The following is a 24,397-nucleotide window of genomic DNA, read 5'->3' as shown; positions in this document are numbered from 1 at the left end:
TCGCCGTCCTGTGGCGGCAAAGCCGGTTTCTTCCGCAAAAAATTTCAGAAAATGATTATTATTATTTGTGAAATTTACAAAAAAAGACCGGAGCTTCAGCTCCGGTCTCCGGTTATAACCCAATATGAGCTTATTGATGCTCCGGCTGGTTGTTCAGCCAATCCTCCAGCGTGGCAACACGCTCCGGATGCTTGTAGCTGCGCGCCAGGAAGCCCGCTCCATGCTGCGGCATGGGATCCTGATCCGTCGGCTGGTAACGCAGGTCAACGCTCCAACGCACGCTGTCCGACAGATTCGGCGTCGACATATGCAGGCAACGGTCATTGAAGAGGATCGCTGAGCCCGCCTTCACCGGCAGCACGACCGTTTCCGTTTTGCCGAGCTGATTTTCCTTCAGCGCCGTATAACCGGTGCCGGTGTAGGATTCCTGATGCCATTTGAGCACCCGCTTCTTATGGGTACGCGGCTTGATATGCAGGCAGCCGTTCTCCAGAGTGGCGTCTACCAGAGGAATCCAGACCGTAATAACGGGATTGGCATTCGCGTCCGGCCAATACGATTTGTCCTGATGCCAGGGAACGGCTCCTGAAGCGACAAGCGGCACCTTCGGCCTGACATTATATACGGGGTTGGAGAACAACTCCCCGCCGATCAGCGACTCCACCGCATCCAGGATTTTGGGGTTGCTCATCAACGTGAAATAACCCGGAATACGGTCGCGCCAGCTGCGGCCGTGTTTATTGAAGTGTTCATCCGTTAAGCCCTTGAACAGCTCCGCGAGCCGGTTGGGAAAAGGCAGATGCACCAGCTTGTCGCTGATAAGGCCGGCATCAAAAAGCTCGTCGGCGATTTGTGAAACCTTCGTTTCCATCGCCTGCTTCGGCGCTGCCATATCTTCCGCATTCAACAGCTCCGGAATAACGAGATACCCTTCGGTATCATAAAAGTCCACTTGCTCCTTGGTCAGACTTCCCTGATTCGTTTTCATTACATCCGCCTGCCTCTCTATACTTTGTAATAGCTGATAGGTCTATTATAAAGAAGGAGAGGAAAAGCGTATTTAAACAAAGCTTGCAAATTTGTCATATTTTCCGGTTATTATTGCGATTCCGATGGTCCATCCCAGCGGATCTGCTTGCCCTCACGGTAAGCCTTGGGCGAAACGCCGTAATAGGATTTGAACCGTTTGGAAAAATAATGGATAGAGGGAAAGCCAAGCGAATCGGCAATCTCGGATATGGATTTCCGGCTCTCCAGCAGCTCGGTCACTGCCTGCTTCATCTGATTGCGCAGGCAGTAGGCTCTTGGGGGAAGTCCCGTCACCTCCAGGAACAAACGGTGAAACTGCGACTTCTTCAGCCCCTCCTGCTCCATCAGGTCCAGGTAGTTCAACGAAGAGTCCATATCCAGCCGCTCCTTGATGCGTTGGATGCGGGAATCGTAGGCAGCTTGATGGGCACGCCACATAAACAGCTGCAGGAGCAGAGCATAGAGCAGACTGTTCTCCATTGCCTCCGCATACGGCTCCCCGGTATTTTGATGAGATTCCACAATAAGCGCCATCATCTCGAAAACGGCAGGCTGGTTCTCCAGTTGCAATACATTTGGCATATGTTCCAGTTCCGGACAATCCATCACCGGTGTTAGCATCGCCTTGTCGTACTCCGACTTGTCCCGCACCAAATGCATGCTGGTGTTCAAAGCCGGCCTGCGCCACGGCTCATAATAGATATTGAAGGAGCTGAACGGATTTACCGGATCCGGGAAGAAGGAATGCGGCTGATCCGGCCGCAGGAAGATCAACGTGCCCTTCGCAGCGTTATGCATCGTTCCGTCAATCTGCACCTTGCCCCGGCCGGAATCAAACAAGTGCAGGGCATAGCAGTATCCCACCCTGTTCATCTCCGAGAATCGATTCTCGCTGAACCGATAGTGATGCGCGATGCGGATGGACGGCGTAATCTGCTCCAGCTTCTTCATGCAGGCTTCAACTTCCTTCGTTCACAATTTCCTTCTTGATGGCTGTATGATTTAATGTTTGTAGGCTATCTTTATTTTATCATTTATTGCTGCCAAACATCGAGAGGCGGTGCGGCTGTGATTACGATACGTCCTGAGCGGCTTAAGCCGTATGTCGACAAAATCGTATGGCAGGGCGGAGGAACGGGCGAGCCTTTTACGGTATACCCCGATATTTATCATGTGATGGGTTTCCAGACTGTCGGCCGTGTCATGCTTGTGAGCGGCGGGCATACCCGGCCGCTTGCGCCGGCCGGACTTACTGGTCTCCATAAGGAGACGCGAATATTCCAGACTACGGCGCATCTATCCTCCGTGCTCGTATATTTCAAGCCCGAGGCGCTCTTCCGCATGCGGAACTACAGCTCTCGGGAGATCGCGAACCAGAGCGTTGGATTGACCGATCTTGGAGGAAGCATGTCGGACTGGGAGCGGCTGATGCAGGCGCCGATGGAGCCGCGTGAGCTGCTCTGCTCTGTGGAAGCCATGGTCTGGGAGTGGTGCAGGGTGCTGGAGATCGATACATGGGCCAATTGGGCGGTGGAGCGGATCCGCGCATCCCATGGCTTGATCCGAATCGAGGAAATAGCCGAGGAATCCACGGTCAGCAGACGGCAGTTTGAACGGCGCTTCGTGGAACGGGTTGGCGTCCCGCCCAAATCATTCGCGCAGATTGTGAAATTCCAGCATGTGCTGCAATCAATGGGGACAGCGGAAACGCTGACGAATCTCGCCCACGATGCAGGCTACTTCGATCAGTCGCATCTGATCAAGCATATTCGCGGCATGAGCGGCCTTTCACCCGGCGATGTGCGCCGTCTGCTCGCATGGCCTGCTGCTGAAGATTAAGCAGACCTGGGTGAATTGAAGGTGGAGGAATTCTTCCGGAACATGCATCGCGGTCTGGAGCTGCGAATCTGCGCTCCAGCAAGGTTTCCCCGGCTTGCAACGCCAATACCCATTGACGCGGCGCCTGTAAGCCGGTTTTTCCTTGGTGGAGACACCATTTCGTTTGCTCCCGATGAGCGGCGAATCGCTCCAACAAGGTTTCCCCCGCTTACAACGCTCATACCCTTCGCCGCGGCGCCTGTAAGCCGGTTTTTCCTTGGTGGAGAACCGTTTGCGCCCGATGAGCGGCGAATCGGCGCTGCAGCAAGGTTTCCCCGGCTTGCAGCGCCAATACCCATTGCCGCGGCGCCTGTAAGCCGGTTTTTCCTTGGTGGAGAACCGTTTGCGCCCGATGAGCGGCGAATCGGCGCTTCAGCAAGGTTTATTGGCGCGCATTCCGATGACGTATAGTCAGCCGGTTCTACTGACGGTCCACTAATTGAATTGAACCCCATGCTGCGCCAGATAAGAGCGGAATTCCTCCAGGTTCTCAAATGCCCGTTCAGGCGGAACCCTGTAATCCTTATCCTGAACCATGGACATCCACCTGGCCGCGAAGGTGCGCACGCCCGCATCCCGGCCCGCCTGCATATCGTCATTGCTGTCGCCGACAACAACCGTATGCTCTCGGCTCCAGCCCAGTTTATCCATAATACGGTGGATGCCTTCCGGCGAAGGCTTGGAATTCTCCACATCATCCCCAGTCACGATGTGGCTGAAGGAAATATTCCAGCCCAGCTTGGCAAGAGAAATATCCAGCGTCCGGCGGGATTTGCCCGTAAACAGGGCCAGTCCTACGCCCGACTGCTGCAGATCCGCGAGCAGATCCGTGATGGCTTCATTGCGCTCAACCAGCTCTTCATGCTGCTGCTCATAATGAGCGACAAAATCCTCTACCGCAGCATCCACCATATCCCGATTGCCCAGATACTGATGGATAATGCGCAATTCGGTCGGACCCGTCATTTCATACAGATCCTCAATGATCAATTTCCGGTTGTCGTATTTGTCAAAAACGGATACAGAGGCTTGAAACATAACAGGCCATGTATTTGCCAACGTACCGTCAAAGTCAAATATGATGTGTTTGATATCACCCATATGGCTAACTCCCCATTCTGTGTCTTTCTATACTCAAAAGTCATTGTGTTCGCCTTATAGCCGTTACGCCCCAATGTCAACGGGGTATAAGTAAAGAAAATTGCTTCAGTGCCGGAGAGGACGGCCTTGTCCGTTTCTTCATTATAGAAAAGTAATCACGAACCGCGCAATACTCCGCAGCTCGCGGTCAGAGAAACGGAATAATTTTTTTTGTAAATCGATTCCAGGCATTGATTTTTACTCAAATTTGAGTAAAATAGGTGATGGCAATTCAAATTTGAGTACATATGGGACTCAGCAGGGGAAGGAAGTTATTAATGGACGCCAAAAAAAGCAATACGAAACTGGTTATTGCCGGTTTGCTGCTTGGTCTGTTTATGGCCGCACTCGATCAGACGATCGTTTCCACAGCCATGACAAAAATCATTCAGAAGCTTGGAGGGCTGGATAAATTCGTCTGGGTCTACTCCGCCTATATGATCGCGATGGTTGTTTCAACACCGATTTTCGGCAAGCTGTCCGACATGTACGGCCGGAAACGGTTTTTCTTATCCGGTTTGTTGTTATTCATGGTGGGCTCGATTCTATGCGGTACGGCTACCAATATGGATCAGCTCATTATTTACCGTGCCATTCAGGGGATTGGCGGCGGAGCCTTGATGCCGATCGTATTCACCATCATTTATGATTTATTCCCGCAGGAGAAGCGCGGCAAAATGATGGGACTTTTCGGCGCGGTGTTTGGCGTATCCAGCGTATTCGGCCCTATCATGGGCGGACTGATCACGGATAATATCAGCTGGCGCTGGATATTCTACATCAATGTGCCAATCGGCATTCTTGCTTTTCTGTTTATTTTCCAGGCTTATCACGAGTCCAAGAATCACCGCAAGCAAAGCGTGGACTGGGTCGGCGCTATTCTTCTGACAGGAACTATTCTGTGCCTCATGTTCGGACTAGAGCTTGGCGGATCTGAAGGCTGGGCATGGGGATCGTGGAATACGGTCTCGTTATTCGTGGCCTCAGGCGTGCTCCTCGTTATCTTCCTGCTGGTAGAGAGAATCGCCAAGGATCCCATCATCCAGCTCAGCCTGTTCAAGAAACGGTTGTTTACGAGCAGCATGATGATCAGCCTGCTGTATGGCGGCGTCATGATCGCCGCTGCGACGTATATCCCGATCTTTATTCAAGGCGTGTTCCACAAGACGGCTACGGAAACAAGCTCCGTGCTTACCCCGATGATGCTGGGCGTTGTCGCCAGCAGCCAGATCGGCGGGCGGATCGTCAACCGATTCCGGTACCGCGATGTCATGATCGTCTCGGCCCTGTTCCTGCTGGTGGGCACATCCTTGCTCGGATTCGCGATGGATACCTCCACCAGCCGCCTCGTCATTACGTTGTTCATGATCATTGTCGGACTTGGCATGGGCGTATCCTTCTCGCTGCTCAATATCTCGACGCTTAATGCGGTGCCGCCCCAATACAAGGGCTCCGCTTCATCTTTGATCACATTCTTCCGGACGATCGGCTCCGCACTTGGTGTAACAGTATTAGGAGCGCTGCAAAAGCATGCCTTTCAAACCGGGGTTACGGAAATTCCGGATCTTGATCCCGGAATGGCCGCTCAGATCAAGGGAGGGCAGGCGCTTCTGGATCCAACCGTCCAGGCCCAAATGGGGTTGTCCCCGGAGCTTGTCAACACGCTTCTGGGCAAGCTTGCGGATTCCATCATCTTTATCTTCCAGTGGTCCGTTATTCTGCCGATACTAGCCCTGGTATTCGTTTTCCTGATGGGCCGTGCGCGGCTGGAAACCACCAAGAGCGCCAAGCCAAGCCCCTCCGGGCAGCAGGGTGAAACGGCTGTGAAACCGAATCCTTCCTTAAAAAGAGGATAATTGCGATGTCGATGAAGCTGCTCATCCTGGGACTGCTGATGGAGCGCGACCGGCATCCTTACGAAATCCGCCAGACGATCAAGCAACGGAATTGGAACGAAAGCTTCAAGCTTCGGGACGGTTCACTGTATTACGCAGTGGATCAGCTGCGCGGGGATGGTCTTATCGAAGCCGCCGAGATTGTCTCCGTACCTGGCGACAACAGACCGGACAAGACGATATACCGGATTACAGAATCCGGCAAATCGTCGTTCGAAGAGCTTCTGTACGCGCAGTTCAATCAAATTTCGTATCCGCAGCATCCGCTGTTTCTGACGCTGCCATTCGTCCGTTACGGGAATCCGCAGAAGGTCGAAGCCTTGATTGAGAAGCAAATAGCCCACTGTGAGGCCAGAATCCAGAGGATGCAGGTGGTGCTGAAGCTGAAGCAGACTTTCCTTCCCAGAGGCTCCGAGCTTATGATTCAAGGCTTTATCCAATTTAGTGAAACCGAGAAAAAATGGCTGGGCGAGATGCTGAATGATGCCCGCGGAGGGACGCTCTTCACCGGAGTAAAAATGTCTCTGGAAGAGATTCAAGCCTATCTTGAGTCGCTTGCGGAAAACGGGGACATGGAACCGCCATTCTCACCTGAGTACAGAGAAAAATAAAAAACGACCGCTTTCCGGTATTGATCCGGGAAGCGGCGTTTTGATTTTATCGGAAATACTTCGACAGATGCTCGGCGGCTTTCACGATACCCAGCCGCTCCGCTTCAAGCGAGCCCCAGTAGCGGTGGTCCTCCAGCTCGATGCTGACCGCTCCCTTATACCCGATACGATCGAGACGGACGGCGACTTTACTCCATTCCACCTCGCCATGCCCCGGTATAGTGTACCGCCATGAGCCTTCCGAGAATGCGTATTTCGGACCAAAGGTTGCAGGAAGAACTCCGCATTCATACAGCTCGTCATGCAGAATTTCCGTATCCTTGCCGTGGCAGTGAACAATGCGGTCCCCGAATTCCGTAAGCGCGCGGAGATAATCAATCCCCAGCCGCACCAGATGCGAAGGGTCATAATTCAGTCCGAAATGCCTGGAAGGAATGGCTTCGAACATCGCCCTCCACATTTCCGGCGTACAGCCAAGCGTCGGATAATGCGGCGCGGGTCCCGGCCATCCTTCGATTGCCATATAGATGCCGGTCTGCTCCGCGTGGCGGACCAGCTCCGGGAAGGTATCCTTCCATATCGCAAACCCTTCCTTGCGCGGAAGCGCAAGATCCTCGGGCACCAGACACATGAACATTACGCTTCCGGCCAGCTCCGAAATGGCGCTCATCTGCTGCTTGACCGATTCCACCGCATCTCCCCGCACGGCTTCATCCCGGCTTAACAGCTTCGACGTCTGCTGGGCATCGACTGAGCCGATGCCAATACCGGCCTGCTCGCATGCCTGCTTAATCTCCGGAGTCAGCTGCGGAACATCCAGAATATCCAGTCCAGCCTCTGCAGCCCACCTGGCGGTCTGGCTGATTCCTTCCGCACCGATCCTGGGCGGGATACGCATGCCGATTTGATAGCTCATCAGGCGGTTTCCTCCTCTTGTATAAGCGCTGCATCCGGCACATAACCGGCTGCCTGATAGATCATTTCCGACAGCTTGACAACCTTGAGGGCGAACTCGCCGGGAACGAGCACTTCATGACGGCCCAGAATCGCATCGATGAAGCTTTTGTCCTGATTGGTGGTTGGCTGCGGCAGATCCGGAACAATCGCTTCCTGCTTCAAGCGGCGCAGGGTGATCTTGCCGTTGTCGTAGAATATCCCGCCGTCCTCCCCGCAGAAGACGAAGGTCTCATGCCAGCAGGGGGCAAAGCCGACCAGATTCAGACCCGCCACAGCACCCTCCGCAAACCGGATGGAAGTGAATGTATCGATCTCCACCGGCGCGCCATGCATATGCAGCTGCGGCTTGACATCCACAGGGGTAAGACCGGTGGTCCAGAGCAGCACATCAATAATATGGCTGCCGGAATCCATCAGGAAGCCGCCGCCGGATAACGCCGGGTCCTGCCTCCACGAGCCAGGTGTCCCCTGGCGCCATTCCTGATAGAGCGAGGCGGTGACGGAGGTCAGCTTGCCGATTTCCCCGCTTGCGATGGCATCCCGGATGTATAGAAATTCAGGCTGAAAATGGCGCTGATAGGAGACCTGCATAATTTTGCCCGCCTGCTCGGCCGTGCGGATGAGCAGCTCTGCCTCCGCGGATGAGCAGGTCATCGGTTTCTCGATCAGCACATGCAGACCTTTGTTCAGAACGTCATTGGCCTGTTGAAAATGCAGCGTATGCGGGGAGCAGATCACGACCGCATCCAGCTCCGCCTGCTCCAGCATTTCCTCATAATCGGAGAACAGGCCCGCATCCTGCAAGCCGTATTTCTCCACAAAAGCATTCCGGTTCACCTCGCTCGTATCCGCAAGAGCCGTTATCTGGACTTCCGGCAGCTGCAGCAGCTGTCTGGCATGCCATCCGGCTATGCCTCCCGTGCCGATGATTCCCACGCGAACTTTGCTCATAACTAAGTACCTCCCATAATGAAATGCAATGCATAATCATGTTATCAGGCCATCTCCACCAGAATTGCCGGATTATTCACAACACTCTCATTATAGAATTGTAAGCGCCTTCTAGCAATCCAAAAAACCGCCAGCTTTTTCAATCCCGCTGGCGGTTTATCATAGTTTTATTGAACGGGTGCGTCTCTACAAGTCCGGTGATTAACTGGCGGAGCAGGCGGAAATAGTCTGGAGAAGCGTAAGCTGAAAGCTTTCGCTAGAAAGCTGCTTCGCAAGCATCCACTTACGACCTTTGTACCCCGAATTTAACAATAGGGTTCAAAACCAATCACATTTATACCGCGATTGGTTTTGAACCAGGGTGGCAAAGCGATCCACGGTGTTTATTGTGGATTGCTTTGCACCAGAGGTATCCAAAATAAAAATTCGGGGTACAACAGCTCCTCGACAAGTGGCAAGCGGCTAACTCGCTTGTCACACTTGCGAGTATCGGAAGACGTTTCCGCATGCGCAGCCCGTCTAGACGGAGAAAGACTTCGATATATCCGCTTCTACATTTTCCTTCACCTGCTTGGTGAACTTGGAGGACTTGATCAGCTCCTGCAGCTTGCTTTCATATTCATCCGCATCGAACGGAAGCTCAATCATCGCTTTCTTAAAGGAAGAAAGCATGATGCCGTTGCCGAGGGTCAACCCCTTGACCCCCTCCTCGCCGTGGGCAATCAGGTCTCCGCCTCCGCTTAGAATGGCATTGAAGAACTTGTCGGCGACAACGCGGTGTCCGGTTGGCACATTGGTTTTGACCGGAATTTCCGTATACCAGCTTTCCACATTGCCGAAGCCGCTCTGGGACTCCCGCAGATGCTGGAGCATGGAAATACGATTTTTATATAATACGAGCTTCTCGTTCTCATAAATCAGCTTGCCATTCTCCCCCACGATTTCGAAGCGGTTGGTTCCCGGGGACTCCGCCGTGGTCACGATAAAGTGGCCAATCATGCCGTTGTCATGCTCGAAATAGGCGGTCACTTCATCCTCGACTTCAATATTATGATATTTGCCGATATGGGCATGGGCGCTTATCCGGGCCGGAAGGCCGAACAGCCACTGGTACATATCCAGATTATGCGGACACTGATTCGTCAGAATGCCTCCGCCCTCTCCGGCCCAGGTTGCCCGCCAATCCCCGCTGTCGTAGTAGATTTGCGATCTGAACCATGCCGTGTTAATCCAGGTCACCCGGGTCAGCTGCCCGAGTTCTCCGCCGTCCACGATATCCTTCAACTTCTTGTAGAATGGCAGAGTGCGCTCTTGAAACATGATTCCGAATAACTGATCCGGGTTACTTGTCTTAGCCTTCTGATAAGCGGCGATCATCTTGTTGGCATCATTGACATGGACGGCGATCGGCTTCTCGCACAGCACATGAAGCCCGCGCTCGAAAGCTTCAATCGCGATCGGGGTATGATCATAATGAGGAACCGCGATAATGACGGCTTCAAGCCCGGATTGTTCAAACAGCTCCTTATGGCTGTAATAGGCGGCCGTATTCGCTTCAGCGGCAAACCTGTCCGCCACTTCCTTCTTAACGTCGCATACGCCGACAAGCTCAACATTATCCATCGTTTGCAAATAGCCGATATGGGTGCGCCCAATGTTGCCGAGTCCTATTAACCCAACCTTAACCTTCTTGTTCGTACTCATGCTTCCCATCTCCTCCAGTCCTGATATACGGATTAATTCCAAGCCATGGATTCTGCTTCAAGCAGCTTCTTCAACGCTTTGACGGCATGGACAAATCGCCCTGGTCCGTCCTGCTCCGGCAAATATTTGTGCAAATGCGGCTCGATCGAGAGAAAACCGGAGAACCCCGTCTCTTTCAGATTACGGATAAAAGCAATGAATTCTCCGTCTCCCTCACCTGCCGGCACGAAAATCCGCTTTTCCGCCATGGCATCTTTAATATGAACATATTCGAGGTAAGACTGCAATTTAGGCCAGGCCTCCGAAACCGGCTTGACACCATTCATGACAAAATTGCCGGGATCAAAAGCCATCCGCAGTCTTGGGCTGCCGCATGCATCCAGCAAATCCAGGCACCGCTCGTCGATATCTCCATACACATGGCTTTCATTTTCCAGAAGCAGTGTCACCTTACTCTGTGCGGCAACTTCAATGAGCTGTTTCATCCGGGAAATCACTTCCTCCTTAAAGGAAGACGGCTCCTCCCCTTCGGGAATGAAGTAGGAGAAAATCCGGATATATGGAGCTTCCAGGTAATTGGCAATCTCGCAAGCCCTCCTGATGCTCGCCAGTTCGACGGAAAAATCATCGCGAATTCCGTATTTGCCCACGGGCGAGCCGATGGAGGAAATTTTGAAGCCGCGTGCATTCAGCCGTTCCTTAACCTCGCTTAATTCCGTATCCGACAGCTTGAGCACATTCTTCCCGTCCACGCCCCGGAATTCAATATGGGATATTCCTTCGGCTTCCATTACATCCATCTGTTCTTCCAGGTCCGGTGAAATTTCATCGGCAAAACCGGTAATCGTCAGCAAGGCGGACATCTCCTCTATCCTTAATTTTCGTATTCGGACGCTTTACTCTTCAAATCGTCAAAGGCCTGCTCCGGCGTTGTTTTGCCGAACATCAAGGACTCGGTGATTGAAGTGTACTCTTTGGATTCAAAATTGATCCATCCCTTGGCTCCAGGGTTGAACGGCTGCGCTCCCGGAGTGGCTTTCTCGATCATTTCGACCGTCAGTTTATCTGCTGGAGTAAACTTGGGCTCCAATTCGGCTACGATTTTACTGGATGCCGGTACGCCGCGTGTGGTTCCGGAAATCTCCCCGACTTCGGGGTCATTGATAAACCAGTCGATAAACTTCATCGCCTCCTCTTTGTTCTTGGAGTCCTGGCTTACACTGAAGAAGAAGGTCGCCTTGAGCCAGCTGCCCGCTTGCTCGCTTTTGGGCATGGCGGAAACGCCTATACTGCCGGGCTTCAAGCTCTCCCACGAGGAGGCTTGGGCTGCATGAGCATTTCTGAAAATAATTCTTCCGTTGATCATAAGATCAAGCTTGGGATCCAGCTCTTTATCGCCAACCTGCACATCCGGCGGGGGGACAATGCCTTCTTTTCTAAAGTCACTGAAAATATTAACCCATTCCAGCCAAGTATCCCTGTCGAAATTGAATTTGCCATCCATCGTAATCGGGAGGCCTTTTCCTTTGCTCAATTGATAGGAATAATAAGCCTCTTTACTGGATGTTCCATCCTGCATGACGTATTGATCTTTGCCAAGCTTCGCCTTGATGTCACGGGCCAGCTGGAAATATTCATCCCAGGTGATGCCGTCCTTGAGCTCAAAGCCGAGCTTTTCCAGCGATGCCTTATCATAAATGATGCCCCACGCATTATTGCCGAGCGGTATGGCGGTTTGCTTGCCATTGAACTGCCCCGTTTCCGCGAGCTTCGGATCGATATCCGCGATATTGATACTGCTAAGGTCGGCCAATTGGTTTCTTGCATTCCAGTCCGCCAGCCAGGCCGCGTCCATCTGGATAATATCCGGCGTGTTTTTGGCTGCGGCTTGCGTGGTCAGTTTATCAATATACCCGTCGAATCCCGAATATTCCGGTTCAAACGTGACATTCGGATTTTCCTTCGTGTACAAATCGAGAATCTTGAGGGTGGCGTCATGCCGGGGCTGGGATCCCCACCAATTGATGCGAAGCTTCACCGGCTTGCTGCCAGTCTCCGCCGGTTGATTGTTTCCCGTCGTTTCCGCTCCCGGCGATGCGCCCCCGCAGGCGGTCAGCGATATTCCCATTACAGCTGTCAGTACCGTGAGAATGATTTTTTTCCGCATTTTCAACATAAACGGCATGTCCCCTTTGATTAGTATTCTACTTGCCTGGCACAACTTCCTGTTTGACTTTTCCGGAAAGTTAAACGCTTACAGCCCCATCATAGCAACATGACAAGCCCATTAATATAATACTAAAACACAATTTGTTTCAATATTGTCAGAATATAGATCTAACCCTTGATGCCTGAAGTGGCGATCCCTTCAACAAAATGTTTTTGGGCGAGGAAGAAAATAATCGCCGAAGGGATTACGGACACCAGACCCATGGCCAACAGCTGTCCCCATTCCTGGACCGACTGCGAATCATTGAACATGCGCAGCGCCAGGCCAACCGTATATTTATCAACTGAATTAATATACAGCAGATGGCCGAAGAAGTCGTCCCAATTCCACAGGAAGCAGTAGATGAACACGGTAACAAGCGCGGGTTTTGTTAAAGGAATGACAATTCTCCAATAAATCCCAAACCAGCTGCAGCCGTCAATTTTGGCTGATTCATCCAGTTCTCTGGGAATCCCTCTAATAAATTGCACAAGCAGGAATACGAAGAATGCGCCCCCCGACCCGCCTGCAAGAGAATGGGGAACAATGAAGGGCAAGTAAGTATTTACCCAACCAAGGCTGTGAAACAGCGTATATTGCGGGATAATCGTCACCTGTCCGGGAAGCATGAGCGTTAGCATCAAAATGGAAAACCAGAAATTGCGAAGCGGAAAATCCAGCCGGGCAAAACCAAAAGCGACAAGACTGCAGGATAGAACGGTCGTTATCAGAATGCCCAGCTCCAGCTGCAGGTTATTGAGATAGAAATCGGTAAAGGAGTGGCCGGGTATGGCATACCAGCCATCCTTGAAATTGCTCCACAGCGGACTTGCCGGAAACAAACCGGGCAGGCTCATCTCCTGATTCGATTTCAGGGAAGCGCCGACCCACCAGATGACGGGATAAATCATAATCAAGCTGAGCAAAATGAGTCCCAAATGCCTGAACAGGATATTCCGTCTCACGTTCATCGTCTTTTCCTCCCTTCATCTTCATAAAACACCCAATACTTCGAGGTCAGGAATATAAGTGCTGTTGAAGCCACTATAATCAGGAGCATGATCCAGGCAAGGCCCGAGGCATATCCCATTTGAAGCCTGCTGAAAGCGCGTTCATATAGATAAAGCGAGTAGACGTAAGTCGAGTTGGCGGGTCCGCCGTTCGTAATGATCATCGCCGGGGTGAACATTTGGAAGGCTCCAATAATTCCCATCACGGTATTGAAATAGATCGTAGGCGAAAGCATAGGCAGTGTAATCCTAAAAAACTGCCTCACCTTGCCCGCTCCATCAACAGACGATGCTTCGTACAGATCACCAGGTATCTGCTTCAACCCGGCAAGAAAAACAACCATGGCAGAACCGAACTGCCAGCCCACGAGCAGCACCAGCGTCCATAACGCCGTATCGGGATTGGTCACCCATCCGGCCCCTTGTATGCCGAATTCGGCCAGTATATTGTTAATGAAGCCTTCTTTCCCGAAAATGTTCTTCCATAGAATCGATACGGCGATGCTGCCTCCAATCAAGGAAGGAAAATAAATCGCCGTTCTGTAAGCTGACATGCCTTTTACATTTTTTGCAAGCAATATGGCCACGAACAAGGCAGCAATCAGTCTTAACGGGGTTGAAGCCGCAACATAAAGGAATGTCACCTTGACCGCTTGTATAAAGCTATCATCTGATGTTAATATTTTGTTGTAATTGCTAAGCCCTACCCAATTAGGCTTTTCAAGGAGGGAGAAATCGGTAAAGGAATAATAGAGAGACTGCACAATGGGATACAAGGTCAGGCCGAGCAGGCCGACCAGCCACGGCGAAATGAATAAATAGCCGGCAATCGGCGACTCCCAGCGCTTGATCCTGGGTTTGTGGCGCTTGGCCGATGGCAGGGGTATTGTCGATGTCGAACCGTCTTTCATGAAGTCCACCTCATTTACTGTGATTTTCTCTAATTATAGTTTTCACCAGGCTGCAAACCTATGAGGGTATATCACTATTTCTTTCAAATTAGTCCTACATTCTCAGCGGGAGGGATATCCATGTGGAAAATCGCAATCATCGATGATGACCGGCAGGTACTTAAAGGAATGAAGCAGGTGATTCCCTGGAAGGAGATCGGCGCCGAATGGGCGGGAGAAAGCACGAACGGAGCCAAGGGGCTTGAGCTGATCCGCCAAACGAAACCGGATATCGTCATTACGGATGTTTATATGCCTGTCATGGACGGGCTCAAAATGATCGAGCAGCTGCGGGAAGAACGCTATGGGGGCAAGTTTCTCATTCACAGCGGCTATTCCGATTTCGAATTTGCCCGCAAGGCATTGAGGCTGAACGTGGAAGACTATTTATCCAAGCCCGTGTCCAGACACACGCTCCGCGAAGCGCTTCAGCGCGTTATCCAGGCGGTCGAGCAGGAGAACCGGCTCCGGAAGGAGCAAAACGAGCTCAAGGAAAAGGTCGGCCTGTACGAGCCGTTAGCCCATAAGGAGTGGCTGAAAACCGCGGTTACGGGCAGCATGGATCACTGGAACAAAGAGCATCCGCTGTTCAGCAGCGGCATTGACCGAAGCCATCTGGTTCTCGGAATTGAAATCATGAGGACAACGCGCATTGCCGAGGTTGGCACTTCCGACCGTTTTCTGTTCCGTTTTGCCATTCAGAACATCATTCAGGAAATTCTGGGCGAAGAAAATCTTTCGTTCGACTTCGTCGAACTGCATGGCTATCATGCGGCATTGATTATACATGTTGATCAGGACGCCACATACGAGGAGCTTAAGGACGGCATTACGGCAATCGCCGGGAGAATTATCGAATGCGTGCAAAAGTATCTGTACGTTTCGCTCCGTATCGGTATCGGCGGCCTCAAGAAGCATTGGTCCAAGCTGTCCGATTCATTGGAGGAAGCATTCCACTTTCTGACCCAGGAGGCTTCCGTCATTCCCGCCTCCAGCTTGTACGAATATCACGATTCGGGCAAGCGCTCCCACAAACAGGCTGTCGATTTTATGAAGCAGTATATTCACGAGAACTACACGCGGGAAATCACATTGGCCGAGCTCGCCGATAAGGTGTTTATCTCGCGGAATTACTTAAGCTTGATTTTTAAAAATGCTACCGGGGAAACGATCAACAACTACATTATCCGGGTGCGGATGGAGAAGGCCAAAAGCCTGCTGTTGATGGGGACGCTGAAAATTTACGAGATTGCGGAGAGTGTCGGGTACAAGAATATTCCTTATTTCAGTACGACGTTCAAAAAGCATTTTGGTGTCACCCCGGCGGAACTGAGCAGATAAAGTCACTTTTGAGGGTGTGAGAATAAATGAAGCATATATTCAAAAAATATCCGATTTATTATTTGCTGTACGGCGGATTTTCCGGCTTTATGGTCATCCTTCTGGTTGTGGTGATCGGACTTGCTTATTCGCTGTCCGCGCAGGAAATGGTGAAGAACACGTCTTATTATCAGCAAAATGTGCTGAACGAGCTGAACAGCAAAATCGGCATTCAAATGCGTTCGTTCGAGCAGACCTCCCTCGCGGCCTCAAGAAACCCTCTATTATCAGACTACTCCCAGTCCAAGGACAATTATTCCGATCATACCAGGAGCGCGGAGATTGAAGAATTTCTCGCCAATATCACTTATGCTACGCCGATGATATCCTCCATCCAGTTCTACACGAAGAATGCCATTCCCAGCCAATCGCAGACTCCGGTCGTATTTATCGAAGAAGAGAAAGCCAGGAAAGAGATCTGGTACGACTGGGTCCAGAAGGCGGATTTCACCTGGATCGGCGAGCGGATGATCACGCTGTTCAACGGCGAATTTGCCGTTATCAGCTTTGCCCGGAAGGTCTATTCCCCCTCCGGCGAATACAGCGGATTACTGCTGTTGAACATTAAAGCCGCAGCCATTCAGGCTCTGGTCCAAGGGGAGACGGCCGATGCCAACCGCATTCTGCTGGATTCCGGGGGGAGGGCTATTACCTCTATAGGAGACCCGGAGCTCCGGGATAATTTAGGTGATTTTCTTCCTTCCATGAACGACGAATCCGGATATTTAAGAGTGAAGACGGAAGGCTATACGCTGGCCAACGCCAACAGCCATCTGATGGTGTGGTCCAAGCACTTTAATTCGGATTGGACGATCGTGGAATTCACGCCCTGGAAGCAGATTACTTCGAGCAGCGTTCATAATGCGTTTATTTTGTCCCTTGTCGGGATACTGACCATCTTTCTGGCGTTATTCTTCACTTTATTGTTCTCCAACCAGTTTATCAAGCCGATCCGGCTGCTGCTGCACGAGATGGGCCGATACACGACGAATGCCAATAAAGTGAAGCTCCCGGAGGATTATACGAATGAATACGGCGTATTGTTCTCGGGCTACAGAAAGCTGATGGACCGCATTCAGGAGCTGTATCAATCCCTGGAAAATCAGTACAAAAGGCAAAAGAAAGCGGAGATCAAGGCGCTGCAGGCGATGATCAATCCGCATTTTCTCTACAACACCCTGGACCAGCTGAATTGGATGGCCCTTGGGGCCGGTCACGATAAGATGAGCGAAATACTGGAGCTGATGGGCAAAATGTTCCGGATCGGCTTGTCCAACGGCGAAAGCCTGATAACGATCCGCGAGGAGCTTATGCATGCAAGCTGCTATATGCAGATTCAGCAGCTGCGCTGGGAGGAAGGTTTAACCGTGCAGGTCGAGGTGCCGGAGCATCTGGAAGCCTTTTATATTCCGAAAATGACTTTGCAGCCCTTTATCGAGAATGCCATTATGCATGGCTTCGACGGAAGAGCAGCCGGGAGCATCAGGATCCACGCGGCCAGAGAGCCCTATGCGGAAGCCATTATGATTACGATAGCGGATGATGGAGTCGGGCTCAAAGCGAACTGGAATTCCGACAAGAACGGCAAGACCGGCGGGTACGGAATCCGCAATGTGAAAGAAAGATTCGAGGCCTTCTTCGGGGCGGCCTATGGGATTGAAATCAGAAACAAGGAGCCCGTCGGCGGGGTTGTGGTATTCATCCGGATTCCCTTGCTGAGCAATCAACATGACAATATAGGAACGTTTTCTCACAATCTACCGCCACTTTTTTAACTCTGAAAGCGCTACACTTATCATATAAACCAACCTATGGAGGTAGAGAGAATGACCCAGCCCTACTGGCAGGAAGTAATAAGCCGTCTTGATGCCAAGATCGGCAATTCGATCGGCAAGCTTGCGGGAACCTATCCCCATTTTGCCGGAGAGGATGGAAAATTCGATAACATCGGCTCGGACTGGTGGACAACCGGCTTCTATCCGGGAATGCTCTGGATTATGTACGACATGACAGGCAAGGAACGCTACAGGGAAGCGGCATGGAATTATGATCAGGTATTGGAGGAATGGTTCGTCAAACCGACCGAGGAGCTGCACCATGATGTCGGCTTTCAGTTCCTGTCGACTGCGGTTATCAAGCATAAAATGACGGGGGATGCGGACGGCTTCCGGAGGGGCATCGAAGCCGCCAATTTTCTTGCCGGCCGGTATAACCCCGTCGGACGCTTCATCCGCGCGTGGAATGCCGACAGGCATGGCTGGGCCATTATCGATTGCATGATTAATATCTCGCTTCTCTTCTGGGCAAGCAAAGTAAGCGGAGACCCCCGGTACAAGCATATTGCCATTGCGCATGCCGAGACGACCATGGAATATGGCATCCGCGAAGACGGGTCCACAAAGCATATTTTGTCCTTCGATCCGGAGAACGGCGGATTCATCGAATCCTTCGGGGGGCAGGGCCATTCAGTGGAATCCTGCTGGAGCCGCGGCGCTTCCTGGGGGCTGTACGGCTTTATCAATACCTATCGGAACACAGGCGATGTACGTTTCCTCAACACGGCCAAACGGATCGCGCATTATTTTATCGCAGCTTTGCCGGAGGATCATGTCCCGTACTGGGATTTCCGGCTGGAGTCGCTGGAAGGCCAGTCAAGAGACAGCTCGGCCGCAGCTATTGCAGCTTCCGGCCTGCTGGAAATCGCAGAAGTCGTGCCTGCAGGGGAGAAACAGCTGTACCTCGGAGCAGCCGGGCGGATCCTTCGTTCTCTAACCGAGAATTACGCCACATGGGAACTGCCGGAGCATGAAGCTATTCTGCTCCACGGTACTGGAAGCGGCACCTCTTTCATTGATGTCTCTCTCATATATGGAGACTATTACTATGTGGAAGCAGTCGCCAAATTAAGCGGCTGGAAGCATCGGATTTATTAATCGGCTTAAGATGACGGCACACAGCAGGGGCTGGCCGATGCCTGCAGCAGCAGTCCTTGGGCTGCAGGCCATCCAGCCGCAATATCTATAACCAAAGGGTTGAGTAGGAGACTTCTACCGCTGCTCAGCCCTTTTTTCTGTGAAAGCAGCTATGCTCCAGCCAGCCCAGGAAACTAAATGATGGATACGCCCGCGCTTGCATAACCGGTCACAACCAGAGCAACAGTCACCCCTGGTGCTGCCACAGTGTACGCCAGCAACAGACGGGTACCTGTCGTGACAGGTATTGCAAGCCCTGTAGTCGTACCGCTGCTGATCCCGCCAAGCGCAACAGCACCCGTGAGTGGCGGAGCCAATGTCACAGCAGCGCCCGGAATGGGAGTGAAGACGTTGCTTGTTGCCGGAGCGCTGTATAATTGCGCGGTTATGGTAGCAACTGTAGCACCAAGTGCCAGTGCTACCGTATTGCTGAAAAATGCGGAGATGGCTGATATCGTTCCGTCGCGGGGCATGGAGAAAGCAAAGTCGAGAAGGGGCCCCAGAGCTGTACCCGTGAGGTCGATCGTCCCGTCAAGAAGGGTGACAGTGGAGGCGGAGCTTCCAAATCCAAGCAGACCTGCAGTCCCTGCCACCCCTTCTACGATGGTGCTCATAACAATCGGAATTCCCGATGCGAATGGAATGATAGCCCCGCCGCCCGGCACTCCTGTAGCTCCTGTAGCTCCGGTTGTGCCCGCAGCTCCGGTTGCCCCTGTTACACCTTGGAGACCTGTGGCTCCAACCAATCCTTGTGCTCCCGCTGGTCCGGTCGGACCTGTGTTCCCGATCAAGCCTTGAACACCTTGCGGTCCTTGTGGTCCCGGAGGGCCGGGAGGGCCTGATAATCTACCCAATATGACGCACGCTCCTCTTCATGGAATGAACCAAATCACATACTTGCACAATTTCAACTGCATAAACAGTCTCCACAATAAAACGCATCTGCAAGCAAGCATAAAGACTCTACCTCGAATCAATTTATTCCCAATCGCGGCAAAGGGTGCAAACACATATTTTTGTTCAAGTGTATTGTTGTCCATGCGTTTCCTTATTTGAGACATACCCTGTTCTTGACAGGCTTTTCGGGAATAGGAGAGATAAAGAATGTACAGAAACGGCGCTTTACTCGGCATTATGGTCGCTACCCGCAAAATAAGAAAATCTTCGCTTATCAACTATCTTCGGCACAACACAACCCATTTGAACCTTTTCTGTTTTACACCGGCCGATATCGACTGGCAGCGAAACAGGATCACCGGACTTCACCGCTCCAGAGGCAAATGGGCGATTAGCATATTTCCTTTTCCGAAGGTGATCTACAACCGCTGTTATGAGCTGAAACAAGAGATGATTGAACAACTGGAAGCCATAATCGGACGAAACAAATGCTTCAACCATATCAATCATCTCAATAAATATGAAACTCACAATCATCTAACCAAGTCGCTTGTCCCTTATCTGCCCGAGACCCTTCCTTTTGACCGGAAGAACGCGGTCGAAATGCTTGCTGCTCATAAACTTCTCTATCTCAAGCCTTGTTACGGCAATAAGGGCAAAGGGGTATATCGAATAGAACTGAAAGATTCCGGTGAAATCCACATCGGCGAGCATTATATTCAACCCAGTATCATAGCCAGCAATATTCCGCAGTTTCTGGAGAGCGTTCAAACTCTTCTCGGCTCCGAAACGTACATCATACAAAGGGGAGTCCCTACACAGCGATTAGCCGGGAGAATCTTCGACATTCGCGTGCTTGTGCAAAAAAATAAGACGGGCATATGGTCTGTAACCAGTGTAATCAGCAGAGTGGCCTATAAAGGATGCTTTAACACCAGCATATTTGAGAAGATGTGCTCGTCTATAGAGGCGTTCAATTATTTATATCCGCAAGAACAAGCCGGCGCCATTTTAAACAGGATTCATGAGATCAGCTTGCAGGCCGCAAAAACCATCGAGACAGGCAGCGGCCTGCATTTAGGGGAGCTTAGCGTCGATTTGGCGCTGGACAACGATTGTCATCCCTGGATTATTGAAGTAAACGGCAAACCGCAGAAGAGTTTATATCAAGCTTTCCGCAATAAAAGCACCGTCTATAAGAGGCCATTGGAATATGCACATTTTCTGCAGAATCGCTGATCCCCATGCTGCAAAGTTTATGCGTGGTGTCAATATGCCCGAAACGGACTTTCGTTTCCTTGTTTCTTGGCACCTCTTCCGTCTTAAGAGAAGACCGACAGGACTTTGTAAAAAATGGACAAGCTTCACCCCAAAACCGCACCTCCAAGACAAAACAGCAAAGAAGCAGCTCCGGGAAAAAGAGCTGCGTCTGGTTGTTCCCGATCTATTCGCGGGTTAAGCCAATCTCTTGATAACAACAGAGGCGTTAACGTTGGCTTGCGTGCCTCCTGCCAGCGTCTGAAGGGTAACAGCTGCAGATGAGCTATGATTGCGCAGCGTGAGCACATCGCCGGAAGCCAAAGCGATTATAGCCTGCCCGTTGTTTTGCTGCGTACCGGCACCGGAGCCGTATATAGTTCCGGCAACCAGAGCCCCATTCAGGAATAGTGCGAACTGGTTAGGCTCCACACCCGACACGGAAAAAGTAACCTCATAGGTACCCGCATCGGTAACTGCGATCTGAGTTGTTCCGGGGGCATGCGTAATTCCAGGCGTCAGAAGACCATTCGTATCAAAAATAACATCCGCCTCTATAGGAACCACGCGGGATGCCAGGTTATAAACATACCCGAACTGGGAAATCCCTCCTGCAGGGCCTGTAGCTCCTGTTGCTCCAACAGCACCCACGCTTCCCGCAGCTCCTACACTGCCTGCTGCGCCTACAGTGCCCGCTGCGCCTACACTGCCCGCCGAACCTACTGTGCCTGCGGGGCCAACCGCACCTGCGCTGCCTACATTGCCTGCCGTACCAACAGATCCGGCAGTACCTACTGTGCCTACTGATCCGGCAGATCCTATACTGCCTGCAGATCCTACACTGCCTGCAGATCCTACACTGCCTGCGGCCCCTACCGCTCCGGCAGCACCTATTTCAGCTCCTTGAGGAAGATTGACAACCACCACTTGCTTTTTGACGACGATTTTCTTGCAGCAGCAACTTTTCTTCGGGCGATGGATTTTTCGCTTGACTGTTTTCTTTTTACAGTCTTTTTTTGGTTTAATTACAGGACAACCCAATTCACACACCTCCAGTTAGATTTGATGTATAGTACTCCATCGATCTATCGAAGGCATGGACATTTGTCTTACAGCTCATAGACTCTTATCTATTTCTGCTGAAAACAGGCCTTTGTACAAGGTACATTCATCCGTAAAATGCATAAAAGTGTTTATCTATCCCGGTACGACTATATTAATAGAATCATATACTACCAACGGGACAACTCAATAAAGCATCACAACAAACCCTCCTTTATAAACATAAGTGAGGGTTCTTTTTTGTCCAGGCGGCATCCGGTTGCGGCGTGCTCCCCTTTTATTGGAGGGGCAGCTTCGCCAAAAAGGTCTGCAGCGCAAGGCGCAATCCGTCCGGATCGCTGAGCATTGGCAGGTGGCCGGTGTTCAAGCTGGCAATGTGCTCAGGGGTAAAGTTTGCAATCATTTTGTCCTGCTGAGCCTTACTGAGCTCTCTATCGTTCAGCAGTTTAATATACAGCTTCGGCACCGGAGGAATATCCGCATTTGATCGGTCCGTGTAGACGCGGACCGATTCCGGGACAAACTCCCGCACAACCTCTGCCGCCTGTTCCGGCGACAAATCATTGCATAAACCCGAACGGATGGCAGATTCGGGGGGCCGTGTGCCCAGCTTCCGCAGCAGGATGGACATGAGAAGACGTTTGGGGAATGGCAAAATGGAAAGAAAGGACCCGCCATTCCCGGGGATTGCCGCTCCGACGGCCGCGAATCCGGCCAGACGCCCGGACAACCCCGCGGCAGCCTTCAGAGCGGGAATTCCCCCGAGCGAATGGGCCACAATAATGAATTTTTTTACTTCCCATTCCTCTATTTGTTCCCGGATATAGGCCGTATAATGATCCAGTGAAAGTCCTTGCGCCGTTTCGTTATTGCCGCCGCGCAGCGGGAAGTCAACCAATAAACAGGGATTTTCCAATCCTTCAACGACCTGCTCCCAAATTCCGCGATTCAGGCCCGCACCATAAATAAAGACCAAACCGATCCTGTCTCCGGATTGTTGTTTAACGTTCATCCTGATTCCCCCTCCAGTTGATATCTCTTCATAGAGATCTTAGCGTATAAACCGGTCAATTTCTGTCCTATTATTATGGTAAAATAAAAAAAAACGGAGGAGGGGATGGTATTTGTTAAAGGCGCAGCGGCTTATCCGGCTTATTATGATAATTAACGCCAAAAAATCCTTTACCGTTCAGGAGCTGGCCGATGAATTCGGACTGTCCTACCGGACGATAACCCGCGATTTGCTGGAGCTTAGTGAGCTTGGCGTTCCCATCTATTCCGTCCAGGGGAGGGGAGGCGGCTATAAGCTGCTGCAGGACCGGATACTGCCGCCGATCGCATTCACGGAAAGCGAAGCGGTGGCTCTGTTTTTCGCCTGCCAGTCCCTGCAGTATTTCGGCTCATTGCCTTTTGACGAGGGAGCAAGCTCCGCGCTTCACAAGTTTTATCATTACCTGCCTGCTGACGTCAAGGAACAAATAGACCGATTGCAAAACAAAGTGGCCATCTGGAGCCCTCACCGCAGAATGTCTCCGGACTGTCTGCGAACACTGCTGAAGGCCATCATGATCCGTAAAGTGGTGACGATCGAATACAGCTCGCGCAGCGGCACGACAGAGCGGAATATTCAGCCGATCGGCCTCTATTCGAGCGATGGCTACTGGTATTGTCCCGCTTACTGCATACTGCGCAGCGAGCAGCGATTGTTCCGTGCAGACCGGATTCTCTCTGCCACCCTGAACGATGCCATACCGTGGTCGGATGATGTGGAGCAATGGAATCTGCAGAATACACCTGAAAAAAGCCGGTCGGAGCAAACTTCTCTGACCATCGAGCTCACTCCCAATGGTGTGTGGGCGCTCGAAGCCGATATCTGGTTCGGAACTGCCATTGAACGCCGCGAAGACGGCAGCGGCACGGCAACTATTCTGGTCCCTGCGGAAAATCTGAAGTTTTATGTAGATCTGATCTGGAAGCTGGGGGGAGACGCCAGGATTCTGTATCCCGCTCAGGCCATTGCGTATACAAAACAAAAGCTCAAGGCCATGAATTCGCAATATCTCTGATTGCTAGACAGCAGCCAATGTCAGACGGATATCTCATTGATCCCCCTGATCCCAAGGATATCCTCCAATAAGAAAATTCATGCTCTTATTCGGTATCTTTTGGACCTCTAGCAAGGAATAACCTCACTGTACCCGCTGCTGGATACTGTTCAGTCTCGTAGTGGTGCTCTTATAAGCATATTCCTGCTTACATGCTCTCATTTCGGATTTCTTCATCTCTAACAAGGAATAACCTCACAGCATCCGTTTCTGGATGCTGTTTAGTCTCGTAAGGATGTTGATGTTCTTATTAACTGTAGATTATTGGTAAATAACTCAATTTCATGAAAAAGACGCCTCCATCGCCACTGTCAGAGTGGTTTTGAGGCGTCTTGTACATTGCTTGGGATTGAGGCGCTCACTGAACGCCTTTGGCAAAGCCTGATTGGC

General features: G+C 51.5%; 22 protein-coding genes. 9 read left to right on the top strand and 13 right to left on the bottom strand.

Annotated features, from left to right (window positions below):
• Window positions 1-130 precede the first annotated feature (130 nt).
• Both ACFOLF_RS24530 and ACFOLF_RS24525 read right to left on the bottom strand, forming a co-directional pair.
• On the bottom strand, window positions 131-988 hold the full coding sequence (locus ACFOLF_RS24530; protein WP_210044887.1) for a phytanoyl-CoA dioxygenase family protein: 858 nt from the start codon (window positions 986-988) through the stop codon (window positions 131-133).
• Between the two features lie 110 nt (window positions 989-1,098).
• Complete coding sequence (locus tag ACFOLF_RS24525; protein ID WP_210044886.1) at window positions 1,099-1,980, bottom strand: AraC family transcriptional regulator; 882 nt, start codon at window positions 1,978-1,980, stop codon at window positions 1,099-1,101.
• Between the two features lie 117 nt (window positions 1,981-2,097).
• Here ACFOLF_RS24525 and ACFOLF_RS24520 point away from each other — a divergent pair, with 117 nt between their 5' ends.
• Together ACFOLF_RS24520 and ACFOLF_RS24515 are read left to right on the top strand one after the other, a co-directional pair.
• Window positions 2,098-2,868, top strand: a complete 771-nt coding sequence (locus ACFOLF_RS24520) for a helix-turn-helix domain-containing protein (protein ID WP_210044885.1) — start codon at window positions 2,098-2,100, stop codon at window positions 2,866-2,868.
• A gap of 21 nt (window positions 2,869-2,889) precedes the next feature.
• Entirely contained in the window at window positions 2,890-3,318 is a 429-nt protein-coding gene (locus ACFOLF_RS24515; RefSeq protein ID WP_379219538.1) for a hypothetical protein, read from the top strand.
• A 24-nt stretch (window positions 3,319-3,342) separates the two neighbouring features.
• Here the strand turns inward: ACFOLF_RS24515 and ACFOLF_RS24510 are convergent, their stop codons facing one another.
• The gene (locus tag ACFOLF_RS24510; RefSeq protein ID WP_210044883.1) at window positions 3,343-4,008 is read right to left on the bottom strand and encodes an HAD family hydrolase; all 666 of its coding nucleotides are present in this window, start codon (window positions 4,006-4,008) and stop codon (window positions 3,343-3,345) included.
• A gap of 317 nt (window positions 4,009-4,325) precedes the next feature.
• Between ACFOLF_RS24510 and ACFOLF_RS24505 the strand changes: the two genes are divergently transcribed.
• Window positions 4,326-5,903, top strand: coding sequence for an MDR family MFS transporter (locus ACFOLF_RS24505; RefSeq protein ID WP_210044882.1), 1,578 nt, complete (start codon window positions 4,326-4,328; stop codon window positions 5,901-5,903).
• 5 nt (window positions 5,904-5,908) lie between these two features.
• Window positions 5,909-6,553 (top strand): PadR family transcriptional regulator, encoded by a 645-nt coding sequence (locus ACFOLF_RS24500; RefSeq protein WP_210044881.1) that lies wholly within the window; start codon window positions 5,909-5,911, stop codon window positions 6,551-6,553.
• Between the two features lie 46 nt (window positions 6,554-6,599).
• On the opposite strand, the gene ACFOLF_RS24495 is transcribed toward ACFOLF_RS24500, so the two are convergent.
• The 7 genes from ACFOLF_RS24495 to ACFOLF_RS24465 all read right to left on the bottom strand — a co-directional run bounded on the left by ACFOLF_RS24495 (window position 6,600) and on the right by ACFOLF_RS24465 (window position 14,295).
• Window positions 6,600-7,469 carry a sugar phosphate isomerase/epimerase family protein gene (locus tag ACFOLF_RS24495; protein WP_210044880.1) on the bottom strand — a complete coding sequence of 290 codons (870 nt, stop codon included), beginning with the start codon at window positions 7,467-7,469 and terminating at the stop codon, window positions 6,600-6,602.
• Window positions 7,469-8,461, bottom strand: a complete 993-nt coding sequence (locus ACFOLF_RS24490; protein WP_210044879.1) for a Gfo/Idh/MocA family protein — start codon at window positions 8,459-8,461, stop codon at window positions 7,469-7,471. The genes ACFOLF_RS24495 and ACFOLF_RS24490 overlap by 1 nt, the downstream gene beginning before the upstream one ends.
• Window positions 8,462-8,980: 519 nt before the next feature.
• Window positions 8,981-10,165, bottom strand: coding sequence for a Gfo/Idh/MocA family protein (locus ACFOLF_RS24485; RefSeq protein WP_210044878.1), 1,185 nt, complete (start codon window positions 10,163-10,165; stop codon window positions 8,981-8,983).
• 32 nt (window positions 10,166-10,197) lie between these two features.
• A complete protein-coding gene (locus tag ACFOLF_RS24480; protein WP_379219536.1) occupies window positions 10,198-11,028 on the bottom strand; it encodes a sugar phosphate isomerase/epimerase family protein in 831 nt (276 codons plus the stop codon).
• An 11-nt stretch (window positions 11,029-11,039) separates the two neighbouring features.
• A complete protein-coding gene (locus ACFOLF_RS24475) occupies window positions 11,040-12,341 on the bottom strand; it encodes an ABC transporter substrate-binding protein (protein WP_210044876.1) in 1,302 nt (433 codons plus the stop codon).
• A gap of 161 nt (window positions 12,342-12,502) precedes the next feature.
• Window positions 12,503-13,345, bottom strand: coding sequence for a carbohydrate ABC transporter permease (locus tag ACFOLF_RS24470; RefSeq protein WP_210044875.1), 843 nt, complete (start codon window positions 13,343-13,345; stop codon window positions 12,503-12,505).
• Window positions 13,342-14,295 carry a carbohydrate ABC transporter permease gene (locus ACFOLF_RS24465; protein ID WP_210044874.1) on the bottom strand — a complete coding sequence of 318 codons (954 nt, stop codon included), beginning with the start codon at window positions 14,293-14,295 and terminating at the stop codon, window positions 13,342-13,344. The genes ACFOLF_RS24470 and ACFOLF_RS24465 overlap by 4 nt, the downstream gene beginning before the upstream one ends.
• Before the next feature lie 120 nt (window positions 14,296-14,415).
• On the opposite strand from ACFOLF_RS24465, the gene ACFOLF_RS24460 reads away from it, so the two are divergent.
• The 3 genes from ACFOLF_RS24460 to ACFOLF_RS24450 are packed head-to-tail and all read left to right on the top strand — an operon-like array spanning window position 14,416 to window position 18,647.
• Window positions 14,416-15,675 carry a response regulator gene (locus ACFOLF_RS24460; RefSeq protein WP_210044873.1) on the top strand — a complete coding sequence of 420 codons (1,260 nt, stop codon included), beginning with the start codon at window positions 14,416-14,418 and terminating at the stop codon, window positions 15,673-15,675.
• Between the two features lie 26 nt (window positions 15,676-15,701).
• Window positions 15,702-17,489 (top strand): cache domain-containing sensor histidine kinase, encoded by a 1,788-nt coding sequence (locus tag ACFOLF_RS24455; protein ID WP_210044872.1) that lies wholly within the window; start codon window positions 15,702-15,704, stop codon window positions 17,487-17,489.
• 51 nt (window positions 17,490-17,540) lie between these two features.
• On the top strand, window positions 17,541-18,647 hold the full coding sequence (locus tag ACFOLF_RS24450) for a glycoside hydrolase family 88 protein (protein ID WP_210044871.1): 1,107 nt from the start codon (window positions 17,541-17,543) through the stop codon (window positions 18,645-18,647).
• A 173-nt stretch (window positions 18,648-18,820) separates the two neighbouring features.
• On the opposite strand, the gene ACFOLF_RS24445 is transcribed toward ACFOLF_RS24450, so the two are convergent.
• A complete protein-coding gene (locus ACFOLF_RS24445; RefSeq protein WP_379114287.1) occupies window positions 18,821-19,540 on the bottom strand; it encodes an exosporium glycoprotein BclB-related protein in 720 nt (239 codons plus the stop codon).
• 250 nt (window positions 19,541-19,790) lie between these two features.
• Here ACFOLF_RS24445 and ACFOLF_RS24440 point away from each other — a divergent pair, with 250 nt between their 5' ends.
• Window positions 19,791-20,822 (top strand): YheC/YheD family endospore coat-associated protein, encoded by a 1,032-nt coding sequence (locus tag ACFOLF_RS24440; protein ID WP_210044870.1) that lies wholly within the window; start codon window positions 19,791-19,793, stop codon window positions 20,820-20,822.
• A 216-nt stretch (window positions 20,823-21,038) separates the two neighbouring features.
• Here ACFOLF_RS24440 and ACFOLF_RS24435 read toward each other — a convergent pair whose 3' ends face one another.
• Both ACFOLF_RS24435 and ACFOLF_RS24430 read right to left on the bottom strand, forming a co-directional pair.
• Window positions 21,039-21,764: a BclA C-terminal domain-containing protein gene (locus tag ACFOLF_RS24435; RefSeq protein ID WP_379114289.1), complete on the bottom strand. Its 726-nt coding sequence runs from the start codon at window positions 21,762-21,764 to the stop codon at window positions 21,039-21,041.
• 415 nt (window positions 21,765-22,179) lie between these two features.
• Window positions 22,180-22,914, bottom strand: coding sequence for an alpha/beta fold hydrolase (locus tag ACFOLF_RS24430; RefSeq protein WP_210044868.1), 735 nt, complete (start codon window positions 22,912-22,914; stop codon window positions 22,180-22,182).
• A 112-nt stretch (window positions 22,915-23,026) separates the two neighbouring features.
• Here ACFOLF_RS24430 and ACFOLF_RS24425 point away from each other — a divergent pair, with 112 nt between their 5' ends.
• A complete protein-coding gene (locus tag ACFOLF_RS24425) occupies window positions 23,027-23,968 on the top strand; it encodes a helix-turn-helix transcriptional regulator (protein ID WP_210044867.1) in 942 nt (313 codons plus the stop codon).
• Window positions 23,969-24,397: the final 429 nt, after the last annotated feature.

The organism is Paenibacillus sepulcri (assembly GCF_042647105.1).
Lineage (GTDB): Bacteria > Bacillota > Bacilli > Paenibacillales > Paenibacillaceae > Paenibacillus_Z > Paenibacillus_Z sepulcri.
This window is presented reverse-complemented; position numbering and strand designations above follow the sequence as displayed.